Origin of the sequence: Aquitalea sp. FJL05 (assembly GCF_003852595.1) — a bacterium.
GTDB lineage: Bacteria > Pseudomonadota > Gammaproteobacteria > Burkholderiales > Chromobacteriaceae > Aquitalea > Aquitalea aquatilis.
Genome location: NZ_QAJS01000002.1, coordinates 1 through 14,167, shown reverse-complemented (window position 1 = coordinate 14,167; position 14,167 = coordinate 1). Strand labels below are relative to the sequence as shown.

Here is a 14,167-nt window from a genome sequence, read left to right as displayed (position 1 = left end):
CGTGAATGCGTACAAAAAGCGAAGAACGTCGTCAGCACATGGTGGCAACGGCGGCAGAGGTGTTTTTGCAGCGTGGCTACGAGGCTACGTCGATGGCGGAAATCTGCAGCCGTGTGGGTGGCTCCAAAGCCACGCTATATGGCTATTTCAAGTCCAAGGAAGAGCTGTTTCTGAGTGTGATGAAGATGCTGGCCGAGGAGCGCATGTCGCAGGCTTATGCGCGACTGGTGCCGGGCGGGGATATTGCCGCCGCTTTGCGCGCTTTTGCGGAAAACTACCTGCAGGTCATCCTGGGACCGGATTTGATGGCCATGCGCGGCATCATCGTCGGCGAGTTGGTGCGTGCCGGGGCGGCGCAGCAGTTTTATGATGCCGGCCCGCGCCAGGGTTGGAACAAGGTGGCGGCCTATCTGGGGGCGGAAATGGCGGCCGGGCGCTTGCGTCAGGCGGATGGCTGGGTGGCCGCCATGCATTTGCTGTCGCTGATACAGGCTGAGTATCAGCAGACCTTCATGATTGGCGTGGTCAGTGAACAAGACCTGACCCTGCTGCAAGAACGGGTGGCCAGGGGAGTGGAGGTATTCATGGCCTGGTACGGGGTGTAGTGCTGTTCCTGCCATGCCGATGCAAAAACCGGCCAAGGCGCTGATGCCGCTCACTCGTTGCGATCAATGTTCAAAGCATCCTAAGCCAGGAATGATGATGAAGATTTTTGGTATCTTGATCGCATTATTTTCCAGCGCAGTGCTGGCCAAGCCCATTTTTGAAACCTACACCGAAGAGAAAACCACGGGCTGGTCGGTCGTGTCTCAGGCGCTGGCGGGGGTGATCGTCCGTTCTGATGCGGATTTAAAATTGCAGGCCGATCAAGAAATGGCAGAAAAAGGCGTGAAGGCTGGCGACTATCGGCAGCTCTTTGTCAGTCGCAAGATTCCCTTGTCTGCTGATCACAAGACCTTTCTTTTTGTGCGGCCCAAATCTTTCCCATATTTCCAGGCTTTCTATGGTGCGCATATTTTCTGCCACTGGATCGTCGATGATCGAAACAACATTCTCTACGGCGGCAATTCGGATGCTTTCCGGGTGCTGGGCAGTAGCAGAAACGGGATGAAAGACATCGAGGAGGCGCAATGCCGTGGCGGGAAATGCTACCTGGTGAAGCTTGCTTTCAAGGCTGGAAAATACCAAGAGACCTCCTGCGCAACGCAAGATATCGACAGCGGCAAGGTCACGAAAGGCTGTGATTCTGGCAAGTAGCGTGAGGCGTTCAGATCGTTCAGCGCAGCAGCAGTGAGTTTGTACATATTAAGCAAAGTATTCGTGGCCCGATCTGTGTGCTTAAAGCGCGCTTATGCTGGAGTGGCTGCTGCAATCAAAAAAGCACCGTTTCCCATATGTGGGGACGGTGCTTTTTTAAGTGAACAGCGTTAAGGCGGTGGCCTGATGCTCAGTTACACAGCGTTTTCAGATACTGGCCGGCATTGAAGAGGTCGCGCTCGATGGCGCGGCGCACGGCGGACGGGTCCTGGCGCTGCAGGGCGCGCATCATGTCTTCATGGCAGTCGTTCATGATGCTCCACACGTGCGGGTCCTGGTGCAGCTGGTTGGAGATGGGGCCGACGTGCAGCCATACGCTTTCGATCAGGGCCAGCAGCATGGCCGAGCCGGAGGCGCGGTAAAGGGTGATGTGGAACTCTTCGTTGGCCGTCAGGTAGCCTTTGACGTCGTGTTCCTTGATCGCCTGCTCCATGGTGACGGTCAGTTGTTCCAGCAGCTTGTAATCGGCACCGCTCAGGTTGCGTGCGCCTTTTTCGGCGGCTTCACCTTCCAGCAACATGCGGGTTTGCAGGATGTCATCAAACTGGGTGCGAGTCAGTTGCGGCACGGTGACGCCGCAGTTGGGAATATTGGCCAGAGCCTTTTCCGCGACCAGTCGTTGCAGTGCAGTGCGAACCGGCATTTCACCGACCTGCATGTCCTGTGCCAGCTGTTTGATCTTGAGTCGTTCGCCGGGCAGCCAGCGGCCGAGTGACAGCCATTGGCGCAGCGTGGTGTAGGTTTCGTCCTGCAGGGTGGAGGAGGCTGAAGTCTTCATCGTTGGCGGGTCGGTGAGTATTGGAGTTTGCCACAAGGATACCATAGCAGCAGTAGTGCTGTGATGCTTAGCTTTTTTTCATTTATTTGATCAAAAATTGACATTGAAATTTTATCTTACTATGATTATTTCTAGCTTTAATTCCGGTATTTACATTTAATTTCATTCGGGTTGGTGCGGTATTGGAATGCAAGCTATTTTGCACATATGATCATAAAGGAGAAATCATGCATGAGCATTTGCACAGCTTCATTCGTGAACACAATATCCACGAGGTGGAATGCGTCATTCCCGACATGACCGGCGTGGCGCGCGGCAAGATCGTGCCGCGTGATCTGTTTCTGGCGGAAGCCAGCATGAAGATGTCACGGGCAGTGCTGACCATTACCGTCAATGGCGAATTTGCCGAATTCGAACGCTTTGTCGGGGCCAATGATCCGGACATGGTGTGTGTGCCGGACCCATCATCCATTCGCCTGGTGCCCTGGGCCATCGAGCCGGTGGCGGTGGTGATCCACGATTGCGAGGATTTCGATGGCCAGCCGATTGCCATTTCGCCACGGGCGGTGTTGCGGCGCGTGCTCAAGCTGTATGCCGAGCGTGGCTGGCGGCCGGTGGTGGCACCGGAGATGGAGTTTTACCTGATCTGCCAGAACAGCAATCCGCACGAACCCTTGCGCCCGCCCACTGGCCGCGCCGGGCGCTCCGAAGTAGGGCGGCAATCGTTTTCCATTGATGCCGTCAACGATTTCGACCCCTTCTTTCAGGAGCTGTCCACTTTCTGCCAGCAGGCCAAGCTGAATGTGGAAACGCTGATTCACGAAGTGGGTGCCTGCCAGATGGAGATCAACTTTGCCCATGGCGATGCCATGGAGCTGGCCGATCAGGTGTTTCTGTTCAAGCGCGCCGTGCGCGAAACCGCCTACCGTCACAATATCTTCGCCACCTTCATGGCCAAGCCGATGGAAGGCGAGCCGGGCAGTGCCATGCACATCCACCAGAGCATTGTCGACAGCAGTAGCGGTGCAAACATCTTTTCGGTAGCTGATGGCACGGCGACGCCGCTGTTCTTCCAGCACATTGCCGGCATGCAGAAATACCTGCCGCTGGTGATGCCCATGCTGGCACCGTATGTGAACTCCTATCGCCGGCTCAGCCGCCATGCTGCCGCCCCCATCAATGTACGCTGGGGTTACGACAACCGCACCTGCGGCATCCGCATTCCACCATCCGGGCCGACTGCACGACGGCTGGAAAACCGCGTGCCGGGGGTGGATGTGAATCCCTATCTGGCGATGGCGGCCACGCTGGCCTGTGGTTATCTGGGCATGGTGCAGCAGTTGGAGGCCAGCGAGCCGATGAGCGACAGCGCCTACGATCTGGATTTCGAGCTGCCGCGCAGCCTGGAAGATGCGGTAGCGCTGATGCAGGACTGCCCCGAGCTATCCGAGATTCTGGGCGAGCAGTTTGTGCAGGCTTTCTGCGCGGTGAAGGAAAAGGAATTCGAAACCTTCAATCGCGGCATCACCGCCTGGGAACGCGAACACCTGCAGCTGCACGTATGACATGATGGCGGGCGGCTGCCCGAACAGAACAAGATCAAGGAGAGATGGATGACGACACGACACGGCATCAACTGGGACAAGGCCCTGCAACTGCACGCTCAGGAGCGTGAACGATTCATCGCGGCGCGTCCGCAATCACAGCAATTGTCGGCCCGTGCCGACCAGCACCTGCTGTTCGGCGTGCCGTTGCACTGGATGGATGACTGGTCCACCCCCTTCACCCTGTATGTGAAGCAGGCACAAGGGGCGAGTTTTGAGGATGTGGACGGCAATCAGTATGTTGATTTCTGTCTGGGCGATACCGGTGCCATGTTCGGCCATGGTCCGGCACCAGTGGCCAAGGCCGTGGCCGAGCAGGCCGCGCGTGGCATTACCACCATGCTGCCGTCGGAAGATGCGGTATGGGTGGCCAGCGAGCTGGCGCGCCGCTTTGGCCTGCCGTACTGGCAGTTTGCCATGACCGCCACCGATGCCAACCGTTTCGCCCTGCGCTGGGCGCGTGCCGCCACCGGTCGCCAGCAGCTGCTGGTATTCAATGGCTGCTACCACGGCACCATTGATGATGTATTTGTCGATCTGGTGGAGGGTAAGCCGGTGCAGCGCGCCAGCCTGCTGGGGCAGGTGTACGACCTGACGCAATACACCCGCGTGGTGGAATTCAATGATCCAGCCGCGCTGGAAGCAGCCTTGCAGGACGGGCAGGTGGCTTGTCTGCTGGCAGAGCCGGCCATGACCAATATCGGCATGGTGCTGCCTGATCCCGGCTTCTGGGAAGCGGCGCAGGCGCTGTGCCGCCGTTACGGCACGCTGCTGATCATGGATGAAACCCACACCATCAGCACCGGCATGGGTGGCTACACCCGTGCCCATGGCCTGCAGCCGGACATGATGGTGCTGGGCAAGCCGATGGGTGGCGGCGTGCCGTGTGCGGTGTACGGTTTTTCGGCGGAAATGGCCGAGCGGGCGCAGCAGGCCAAGCGCGAAGCGGTGTCGGGGCATAGCGGCATCGGCACCACGCTGACTGCCAACATGCTGGCGATGGCGGCAATGCGCGCCAATCTGGCCGAGGTGATGACCGAACAGGCTTATGCCCACATGTTTGCCCTGGCCGGTCAGTTGGCCGACGGGCTGCGTGCAGTCATTGTCCGCCATCAGCTGCCGTGGTGTGTCACCCAGGTGGGCGCGCGTACCGAGTTTCAGTTCACCGCCAGCCCGCCGCGCAATGGCAGCGAGGCCGATGCCATTCTGGACAGCGATATGGAGCACATCATCCACCTCTACCTGCTCAATCGTGGCCTGTTGATCACGCCTTTCCACAATATGCTGCTGGTGTGCCCGCAGACCACGGCGGCGGATGTCGAGCGGCTGCTGGCGGCATTCGATGGCTTTGTGCAGCAGGTGCTGTAATCCACCATCAGCAGGCCGCCGTACTGGCGGCCTGCTTCAGTTTTCCGCTTTGTCCACTTGCACGCTGAACTGCTCGCCAATGCTGAAAAAGCTGCCGCCGGCAATGTAGTGCAGGCTGCGCTTGTCATCGTGGCCGTCAAACTGCCAATGACCATCGTGCCAGACATCCGGGTCTGCCCTGGCGCAGACAACCTCGCCGATGAACAGATCATATTGTTGCTGGTTGTGCGGCTCGCTGATGATGCGGCATTCCAGATAGGCAATGCAGCCGGCCACATGCGGCGCGGCTACCTTGTCGCCCGCCACCGCCTCCAGGCCGCTGACCGCAAACTTGTCCACGTCCTTGCCGCTGACACTGCCGGCCTTGAGTACCTGCTCCGCCTGCGCCCGGCAGGGGACATTCAGCACGAATTCGCCAGAGGCTTCCATCAGTTGGCGGGTGTGGGTGGCTTTGTCCACCACCACCAGCACCTTGGGCGGGGAGAAATCCAGCGGCATGGCCCAGGCGGCGGCCATGACATTGCTCTGATCGCCATGCGCGCTGGACACCAGAACGGTGGGGCCGTGATTCAGCAGGCGATAGCATTTGGCCAGATCGACAGCAACGAGAGTGCTCATGAGGATTTTTCGCAAGGTGAAGATGGCGGATTCTAGCAATATCCATCGGTTGCCAGCCAGAACCTTGCCGATGGCGTGTACAATGCCGCCTCAGTTTTTACTTTTCATTGAAAGATCAACCATGTCCAAACGCAAAGACGACGAGCTGGATCCGGAAACCGAAGCCCTGCTGCAATGGTGCGCCGAAGTGGAAGCCCTGTTCGTGGCTGCCGGTGCCAAGCCGGATGAAGCACAACAGCAGATCGAAGAAAATGCCGAGTGGTTTACCGACATGTTTTTTGATGGCCTGAGTCCGGAAGAGGCCGCCAAGGCCGCACTGAACTAAGCCCCATGTCAGCCTGTTTTGCCGTACTCGACTTTGAAACCAGCGGCCTGTCGCCCGCCGTGGGCAGCCGCGCCACCGAGGTGGCCGTGGTGCTGTGGCAGGATGGCCGCGAGCTGGACAGCTATCAAAGCCTGATGAATGCCGGGGTGCGGGTGCCGGCCGATATCGAGCGCCTGACTGGCATCAGCAATGCCATGCTGCGCACGGCACCGCCGGCATCACGGGTCATGGCCGAGGTGGCCGACTTTGTCGGTGACATCCCGCTGGTGGCGCATAACGCCGCCTTCGACCGCAAGTTCTGGGATCACGAACTGGCCTTGCTGGGCCGGCAGCGGCGGCAGGATTTTGCCTGCACCCTGCTCTTGGCGCGCCGGCTGCTACCGCAGGCACCAGACCACAAGCTGGGCACGCTCACCCGCTGGGCGGGCTTGCCTGATGCCGGTCGCGCCCACCGCGCCCTGGCCGATGCCCGCATGGCGGCGCATCTGCTGCAATATCTGCTGGATACGGCGGCCCGCCAGCATCAGCGCCCGGGCCTGGCGCATGGTGAGCTGTGCCAGTTGCAAAAGGTCACGGCCGCCAAGGTGGGGGAGTTTCTACGCCCGCGCTGAGGCTGCTGCCAGCTGAGCGTCGCGGACAAAACCCCTGCTGCGGCGGTACGCCTTGCCCCAGGGGTTTATTCGCCGCTCTTAGTGGCTGCCTTCCAGTGACAGCAAGTGCGGGGTGAAAGCACCCAGCTCCAGCACACGGATGCAGGCGTCGACGGCTTCCGGGTCCAGTTGCACGCCACGCATCAGCCGGATCTGGGCAATGGCCTGCTCGATGCCCAGTGCTGCACGGTAGGGGCGGTCGGACGACATGGATTCGACGATGTCGGCCACGGTGAGAATGCGCGCTTCCAGCAGGATGGCGTCGCCGCTCAAGCCCAGCGGATAACCCGAGCCATCCAGGTATTCGTGATGCTGGCGGATGATGTCGGCGATGGGCCAGGGAAAGTCGATGTTTTTCAGGATGTTGTAGGCTACATCCGGGTGGCGTTTGACCAGCGCGAACTCCACCGGGTGCAGCCGGCTGGGCTTGCTGAGGATTTCCGCCGGTACTTCGATCTTGCCCAGGTCATGCACCACCCCGCTCAGATACAGCCCGCGCAGCCGTTCGGCTGACAAACCCATTTCCTGTCCGATCAGCACGGCCAGTTCGGCGACATGCTTCTGGTGGCCGGCGGTATAGGGGTCGCGCTGTTCCAGCACCGAGGCAATGGCCGCCAGTGCGTTCTCCAGCGCTTTTTCCAGTACCTGGGCCTGACTGGCCTGTTCCTGCAATGATTGCTGATAGGCCACCTGGGTGCGGCGTGACTGGATGCCAAACTGCACATTGCGCGTGAGTTCTTCGAATACCTGCACTTCCACCGGGCCAAACGATTGCGCCTCGCCAGCGTACACGGCCAGCGCGCCGATCAGGTCAGGGCCTGCCACCAGCGGGATGGCGACGATGGCTTGCAGGCCAAAGTGGTGCACCGCTGCTTGCCAGGGCTGGAATTGTGGCTGTTGCTGCAACTCGCCCAGGCTGACCGTATTGCCCTGACGGATGCAATGGCCGATGGGCCCCTGCCCGTTGGGGTCGGTTTCGTCCCAGCTGACCCGCAGCTGTTCGGCATAGCGACGGGCACTGCCGGCGCAGGCCAGTACTTGCAATTGCTTTTGCTGCACATCGCTGATGCCGCAGATCAGCGCCAGCTGATAGCGCTGGTCCGCCACAATCGCCTCGCATACCGCCTGCAACAGCTCGCTTTCATCCCGCGCCTGCACCAGCGCCTGGTTGGTCCGGCTATTGGCCTGTACCGCCCATGACTGGCGGCGCATCTCGTCGATGTCTCGCAGCCGCTGGGTGATGTCGCGGATGATGACCGTCAGCCCGATGCAGTGGCCGTTGGCATCGAGAATCGGCGATTTGCTGGTTTCCAGCCAGCCGGGGTTGCCAGCAAAGGCACCAGGCTCCTGCAGGGTGATGCTCTGGCCGCTACGGATGACGCGCTGGTCGTCGGCCTGATAGCGGGCGGCCAGGTGTGACGGGAAAAAGTCGAAGTCGGTTTTGCCGGTGACGGCGTCGACCGTGAGGCCAAGATCATCGGCAAAGCGCTGATTGCAGGCGATGAAGGTCGAGCTGCTGTCCTTGATGACGACGCGGTCCGGCAATTGGCGAATCAGCCCCTGCAAGGTGCAGGCGCTCAGTGGTGAGTGAGCGGTGGAAGTGGACATGGTCAGTTTTTTCTTTTGCTGTCCGGTAATTCATAACCCTGATCGACAAACAGGCTGAGGCAGGCATCGACCACGGCCGGGTCGTAAATGCTGCCACGGTAATGCTTCAATTGCGCTATCGCTTGCTCCATGCCCAATTGGCGGCGGAAGGGGCGATGCGACAGCATGGCTTCCATGCTGTCGGCCACGTGGATGATGCGCGCCTCCAGCAGGATGTCTTCACCGGCGAGGCCGCGTGGGTAGCCGCTGCCATCCATGTTTTCATGATGCTGCCAGGCGATGTCGGCGATAGGCCAGGGAAAGTGGATGTCCTTGAGGATCTCATGTCCGGCTTCGGCATGCATTTTGACCAGCTCGAATTCTTCATGATTGAGGCGGCGCGGCCGGGTGAGGATTTCCGAGGGAATCTGGATCTGGCCGATGTCGTGCACCATGGCGGCCAGCCCCAGTCCTTCCAGCTGTTCGGCACCCAGCTGCAGCTGGCGGCCGATGGCGACGGCCAGGTTGCTGACCCGTACTTCGTGGCCTGCCGTGCTCAGGTCGCGGTGCACCATGGCTGACGACAGGGCGCTGATGGCCTGGATCAGCGACTGGCGCAGCGACTCTTCCGCCTGCTTGCGGGCGCTGATGTCGATGAAAGCCCCGATGATGCCGCCGATCTGGTTGTCATCGTCGTAGAACAGGTCTTTGGCGTAGACCACATCCATCAGCTGTCCTTGCTGGCTGCGTATCACGTATTCGAACAGTTGTGGCTGGCGCGTGACGATCAGCTCGCTGTCTTTCTGGGTAAACATGGCCGCCAGTTCGGCCGGCCATACTTCGGCCGGCAGCTTGCCGATGATGTCCTCGGCCTGCATGCCGACGGTGCGGCTGAATGCCGGATTGCAGCCCAGGTAGCGTCCTGTTGCATCCTTGTAGAACACGGCAATGGGAATGGCGTTGAGCAGGGCCTGGTTGAAGCGCAGCGCGCGGTTGAGCGCAGCCTTGGCCTGATTGCGTTCGCGCTGCATGGTTTCGGCCAGTTGTTCACTGTCCTGGCACAGCTTGATGGCGCGTGACAGATTGGCCAGCACTGGTGGAAACACATGCTCCAGCGGCAATTGCTGCAACAGCGGTGCCGGGGCCAGCAGCAGAATGGTGTGGTGCTGGTCCAGCGGCAGGCGCAGGCCGCAGGGGTAGCGCGGCTGGCCGCTAAAGCCTTGCAGCAGTGTCTGGGGGAGGTCGGAACGAATGCTGCGGCCCAGCAGGCCCGGCGGCAGGGCGATGTCCTCGCCCAGTTGCTGTTGCAGCAGATGGTCGCCAATCACCTTCAGCAAGCGCCCGTGACTGGCATCCAGCCCCTGTGGGTGGCTGAGTACCAGCCCGGTGGGGCAGCCGGTATGGTAAAGCAGGCGCTGGACCACCTTGGTGAGCAGGGCATCGACCGTCACCTCGCGCCCGATGGTGAGTGACAGGTCGTATAGCACGGCCAACAGCTGGTCCTTGTTCATGCCGACCGCCACAGGCTGCACAGGATGCTGGCGTTGTGAAACAGCGGATAGCCCCACTCCTGCAGGCTGGCGATTTCGCCCAGTGTCAGTGCGCCCACCAGTGGTGCTGCCGCGCTGCTGGCTTGCAAGTGGCTGATTTCCTGTAGCGCCGCCGGCCCGAAGTGCATATTGCGACCGGCGCAGTAAAAGCCCAGCAGCGGCTGCTGGCTGATATCGCCATGGCGCTGGCGCAAGCTGGCCACAATGCTGTCCACGCATTCCTGCCCCGGTTCTGCTGGTGCTTGCAGCATGATCAGCAAGGCGTTTTCCGGCACCTCGCCCACGCAGAACACCGAACCGTCGTCCTCCAGCGCCACCGGTACGCGGATCAGCACCTGCTGGTTGGCCAGTACCACGCCCAGCGGAAAATGCACGCCAAAGGAGTAGAAGTTTTCCCGGGTCAGCTCGGCACCAAACTGTTCTTTCACCATCAGCCGGTAACTGTCGAAAGCCGGCCGCCAGTCAATCTGGAAGATGCGGTTGCCGGCGGTGGCGGTGGCGCAGGTGGTCTGCTGTGGTGCGGCATAGCCATGGGCAATCACCGGATTGGCGGAAGAAGGCAGCAGCAGGCATAGCACGCCATGGCCAATGGTGTGGTGCTGGTCGAACAGGCAGGGCATGGGCTGGAAGCTTTCGCTGCCGGCATTCACGCCGGCGTAGTACACCTGATCGGCCAGCAGCAGGTATAGCTCATCCAGAATGGAGGCAATATCCGGCAGCATGGCGTCGAACAGCATGAACAGCGTGGGCTTGCCCTGTGCCGCTGGCCACTGCTGCAGCATGTGCTGCACCTGGTCGGCCATCTGCCGGGCTGCAATGGCTGCGCCACGGTCAGAATGAATGCCGAGCAGGGCGGCATTGGCCGGCGAGGAATGCGGTAGCAGCCAGGCACCGCCAGGCAAAAAGCCCTGGCCGTCCAGCAGGCGCGGAAAAATGCCGCCAGCCAGCGCAATGCCCAGATGCAGGCAGCAGGTTTGCAGCTCGGGCAGCCGTTGCTGATCGGACTCGGCTACCAGCGCCAGCAATTGCTGGCCGGGATGGCTGGATTGCCATTGACGTAATTGCACTTCCAGCTGTCCGCTGTCCAGCGTGCTGTGCCAGGGGGCGTTCATTGGCGGGGCCTTCGATCAGTAAGCTGCTCTTGCTAGCGATAGCCTTATCATAAACGAGGACATCGCTGATTCCGACCGATTTGCACAATAAATCATGACAAAAACTGGCTGGCGCAATCATATGCTGCTGTCGTTCAGTGTTCCCCGGCCAGTGTCGGTGCGCGCTGGCGCTTGCCTTGCAGCCAGTTGCGCAGCAGGCGGCTGCACAAGGGGATGAAGCAGAACACCATGGCCGGTGTTAGCAGCAGCGTGCTGCACAGCACGCGCAGCACCAGCGGTAGCGCGGCCAGCTGTTCGCCCAGCAGCAGGTTGAAGCTGAGCGAAACCGGGAAGAAGGCCAGCCAGATCATCACCGCCTGCTTCCAGCGCGGCGGTGCTTGCAGGCCGAACCAGCTGTCCAGCCCACTGGCGCAATGCACCTGGCTGTGCTGGATCAGTCCGGCCCCCTGTTGCAGCCATTGCTGGCGGGCGGGGCTGGCGGCCCAGGCATCCAGGCTGGATTGGCTGGCGAAACGGAACAGGATCTGCCAGCTGTCGTCGCCGGGTGGTGGTGACAGCAGTCCCGAACCCAGATAGCCAGTGGCCTGGCTGGCGAGGGCTTCGCCGTGACGGATCCACTGGTGAAATTCGGCATGGCGTGCCGGGTCGATGCGGCGGGTGATCAGCAAGGTAAGCGGGGTGTCGGATGTCATGTCTGGCTCCTGCAGGCGAGCCGTACCGCGTCGGGGTGGGAGCGGACGGCACGCTTCCGGGGTGGTGGAAGCGTTTCTGTCACGGTTAAAGCAAGCAATATGCCTGCCGTGATGCAGCCGCCCGTCGTCCAGTCTTATTTGCGCAGCAAACGCAGGCCGTTGCCCACTACCAGCAGGCTGGCGCCCACATCGGCGAACACCGCCATCCACATGCTGCCCATGCCCAGCAGGGTCAGCAGCAGGAAAACCGCCTTGATGCCCAGTGCCAGTGTGATGTTTTGCACCAGAATGGCGTGGGTGGTGCGTGACAGGCGCACAAAAGCCGGGATCTTGGCCAGATCGTCGTCCATCAGGGCCACGTCGGCGGTTTCGATGGCGGTGTCCGAGCCCATGGCCCCCATGGCGAAGCCGATGTCGGCGCGGGCCAGTGCCGGGGCATCGTTGATGCCATCCCCCACCATGCCGACCAGGCCCTGGCCAGACAGGGCGGCTATCGCGTCGGCCTTGTCCTGCGGCAGCTGATTGCCGCGTGCCACGTCGATGCCGGCCTGGCTGGCGATGGCGCTGGCCGTGGCCTGATTGTCGCCACTGAGCATGATGGTTTTCACGCCCAGCTGGTGCAGCTCGGCAATGGCAGCGGGGCTGCCCGGCTTGATGGTATCGGCCACTGCGAACAGGGCCAGCGCACCGCTATCGTTCAGCAGGGCTACCACGCTCTTGCCCTGCGCTTCCAGAGCGGCCAGTTGTGTGGCCAATTCTGGTGGGCAGTGGCCGCGCTCCTGCAGCAGTCGCTGGTTGCCCAATGCGTAGTTTTGGCCGGCGATATTGCCCTGTATGCCACGACCGGGCAGGGCGAGGAAATCCTCGACCGGAAGCAGCGGCAGGGCATCTGCTTGTGCTGCACGTGATAACGCTTGTGATACCGGGTGGTCGGAACGGCCGGCCAGGCTGGCGGCCAGTTGCCGGTAGTCGGCGGGGCTGGCTGTACCCAGCGCGACAAAGTCGGTCTGTTCCGGCTTGCCGTGGGTGATGGTGCCGGTCTTGTCCAGTGCCAGCCAGCGCAAGTGTCGGCCCTGTTCCAGCCACACGCCGCCTTTGATCAGGATGCCGCGACGCGCGGCTGCCGCCAGGCCGCTGACGATGGTGACCGGGGTGGAGATGACCAGTGCGCAGGGGCAGGCGATGACCAGCAGTACCAGCGCCTTGTACAGCCAGTCATGCCAGCTGCCAGCGCCCAGCAGTGGCGGCAGCAGTGCAACAGCCAGCGCCAGCAGGAAGACTGCGGGGGTGTAGTAGCGGGCAAAGCTGTCGACAAAGCGCTGGGTGGGCGCGCGTGCGCCCTGTGCCTGCTCCACCGCATGAATGATGCGCGCCAGCATGGTGTCGTTGGCGGCGGCACTGACCCGGTATTCAAACGAGCCGCTGGCATTCAGCGTGCCGGCGTACACACTGTCGCCCACGTTTTTTTCCACCGGCAGGCTTTCGCCGGTCATGGCCGACTGATTGACGCTGGAGCTGCCGGCAAGCAACACGCCATCCAGGGCGATGCGCTCGCCGGGAGCCACCCGCACGCTACTGCCGATGGCGATGTCGGCCAGGTCCATGCTCTGCCAGCTGCCATCCGCCTGCTGCACCATGGCCTGGGGCGGTGTCAGCTGCAACAGGCTGCCGATGGCATTGCGGGCGCGCTCCAGCGAACGGGCCTCGATGCGCTCGGCCAGGGTAAACAGCACCATCACCATGGCGGCTTCCGGCCATTGTCCCAGCAAGACTGCGCCGGTGACGGCGATGCTCATCAGCGCATTGATGTTGAGGGTGCGGTTGCGCAGGGCAATCCAGCCTTTTTGGTAGGTACCCAGACCGCAAATCGCAATGGCGGCCAGCGCCAGCAAGGCCGCCAGCCAGCCGGGCAGGGCCAGCCAGCTACACACTTCGGCCGCCGCTGCAGCCACGGCAGCCAGTGCCAGCGGCCACCAGGCGGCAGGCTGTGCGGGCCGGGCAGGTGGTGCGTCGCCGGTTTGCGGTTCGAAACCAAGGCTGCGCAGGGCCGCCAGAATGTCCGGCAGCACGCTTGGCTGATGGCTGACCGTCAACACCCGCTGCATCAGGTTGAATTCCATGTCCTGCACGCCGGGCATCGTGCCCAGCTTGTTGCGGATCAGTGCTTCTTCGGTGGGGCAGTCCATTTGCAGGATGCGGATAGGAGTGTGCGACTGTGTGCCACTGGCCTGTGCCGCAGGCAGTGCAGCCAGGGCGCTTGTGGTGGCGTTGCTGCAGCCACAGCTGTGCTGATGGGCATGCTGTTCGACATGGCCATGCTCGTGGTCATGATCATGGGTGTGCGCATGCTCATGGTTTCCATGCGGACGAGGGGGCTGTTGATGCTTCATGCTGGTCTCCACTGCGACATTGGCTTACAGTAAACACCTTGTAGCAACTTCAAGGTCAAGCCTAGGGCCTGTTAACACTATTTTTTTCACGGCGGCGGATGTTGAGGGGATGCAATGCGCGGAAAACCGCGCGCCGCAGGGCATTCCCTGCCAGCGGGGTTTGACAAGGCAGTGCG

13 protein-coding genes are annotated in these 14,167 nt (G+C 61.5%); 6 read left to right on the top strand and 7 right to left on the bottom strand.

Translation table 11 applies throughout. From position 1 onward, the window contains the following. Nucleotides 1-5: 5 nt before the first annotated feature. Nucleotides 6-605: a TetR/AcrR family transcriptional regulator gene (locus tag DBR44_RS01565; protein WP_124641394.1), complete on the top strand. Its 600-nt coding sequence runs from the start codon at nucleotides 6-8 to the stop codon at nucleotides 603-605. A 13-nt stretch (nucleotides 606-618) separates the two neighbouring features. Beyond that, nucleotides 619-1,257: a hypothetical protein gene (locus DBR44_RS01560; protein WP_124641392.1), complete on the top strand. Its 639-nt coding sequence runs from the start codon at nucleotides 619-621 to the stop codon at nucleotides 1,255-1,257. Nucleotides 1,258-1,447: 190 nt separating this feature from the next. Here the strand turns inward: DBR44_RS01560 and DBR44_RS01555 are convergent, their stop codons facing one another. Beyond that, nucleotides 1,448-2,095 carry a GntR family transcriptional regulator gene (locus DBR44_RS01555; RefSeq protein WP_124641390.1) on the bottom strand — a complete coding sequence of 216 codons (648 nt, stop codon included), beginning with the start codon at nucleotides 2,093-2,095 and terminating at the stop codon, nucleotides 1,448-1,450. A 227-nt stretch (nucleotides 2,096-2,322) separates the two neighbouring features. Here DBR44_RS01555 and DBR44_RS01550 point away from each other — a divergent pair, with 227 nt between their 5' ends. Next, entirely contained in the window at nucleotides 2,323-3,660 is a 1,338-nt protein-coding gene (locus DBR44_RS01550; protein ID WP_124641388.1) for a glutamine synthetase family protein, read from the top strand. A gap of 48 nt (nucleotides 3,661-3,708) precedes the next feature. Continuing rightward, complete coding sequence (locus tag DBR44_RS01545; protein ID WP_124641386.1) at nucleotides 3,709-5,067, top strand: aspartate aminotransferase family protein; 1,359 nt, start codon at nucleotides 3,709-3,711, stop codon at nucleotides 5,065-5,067. Nucleotides 5,068-5,103: 36 nt separating this feature from the next. On the opposite strand, the gene DBR44_RS01540 is transcribed toward DBR44_RS01545, so the two are convergent. Next, complete coding sequence (locus DBR44_RS01540; protein ID WP_124641384.1) at nucleotides 5,104-5,685, bottom strand: flavin reductase family protein; 582 nt, start codon at nucleotides 5,683-5,685, stop codon at nucleotides 5,104-5,106. Between the two features lie 121 nt (nucleotides 5,686-5,806). On the opposite strand from DBR44_RS01540, the gene DBR44_RS01535 reads away from it, so the two are divergent. After that, the gene (locus DBR44_RS01535; RefSeq protein WP_124641382.1) at nucleotides 5,807-6,010 is read left to right on the top strand and encodes a hypothetical protein; all 204 of its coding nucleotides are present in this window, start codon (nucleotides 5,807-5,809) and stop codon (nucleotides 6,008-6,010) included. Nucleotides 6,011-6,015: 5 nt separating this feature from the next. Continuing rightward, a complete protein-coding gene (locus DBR44_RS01530; RefSeq protein ID WP_124641380.1) occupies nucleotides 6,016-6,621 on the top strand; it encodes a PolC-type DNA polymerase III in 606 nt (201 codons plus the stop codon). 78 nt (nucleotides 6,622-6,699) lie between these two features. Here the strand turns inward: DBR44_RS01530 and DBR44_RS01525 are convergent, their stop codons facing one another. The 5 genes from DBR44_RS01525 to DBR44_RS01505 form a co-directional block, all read right to left on the bottom strand. Next, on the bottom strand, nucleotides 6,700-8,268 hold the full coding sequence (locus DBR44_RS01525; protein WP_124641378.1) for an HD domain-containing phosphohydrolase: 1,569 nt from the start codon (nucleotides 8,266-8,268) through the stop codon (nucleotides 6,700-6,702). 2 nt (nucleotides 8,269-8,270) lie between these two features. After that, nucleotides 8,271-9,758 carry an HD domain-containing phosphohydrolase gene (locus DBR44_RS01520; RefSeq protein WP_124641376.1) on the bottom strand — a complete coding sequence of 496 codons (1,488 nt, stop codon included), beginning with the start codon at nucleotides 9,756-9,758 and terminating at the stop codon, nucleotides 8,271-8,273. After that, nucleotides 9,755-10,909: an FIST signal transduction protein gene (locus DBR44_RS01515; protein WP_124641374.1), complete on the bottom strand. Its 1,155-nt coding sequence runs from the start codon at nucleotides 10,907-10,909 to the stop codon at nucleotides 9,755-9,757. Before DBR44_RS01515 ends, DBR44_RS01520 begins: the two co-directional genes overlap by 4 nt. Before the next feature lie 134 nt (nucleotides 10,910-11,043). Then, nucleotides 11,044-11,601, bottom strand: coding sequence for an antibiotic biosynthesis monooxygenase (locus DBR44_RS01510; RefSeq protein ID WP_124641372.1), 558 nt, complete (start codon nucleotides 11,599-11,601; stop codon nucleotides 11,044-11,046). Nucleotides 11,602-11,735: 134 nt separating this feature from the next. After that, nucleotides 11,736-13,991, bottom strand: coding sequence for a heavy metal translocating P-type ATPase (locus tag DBR44_RS01505; RefSeq protein ID WP_124641370.1), 2,256 nt, complete (start codon nucleotides 13,989-13,991; stop codon nucleotides 11,736-11,738). Between the last annotated feature and the right edge of the window lie 176 nt (nucleotides 13,992-14,167).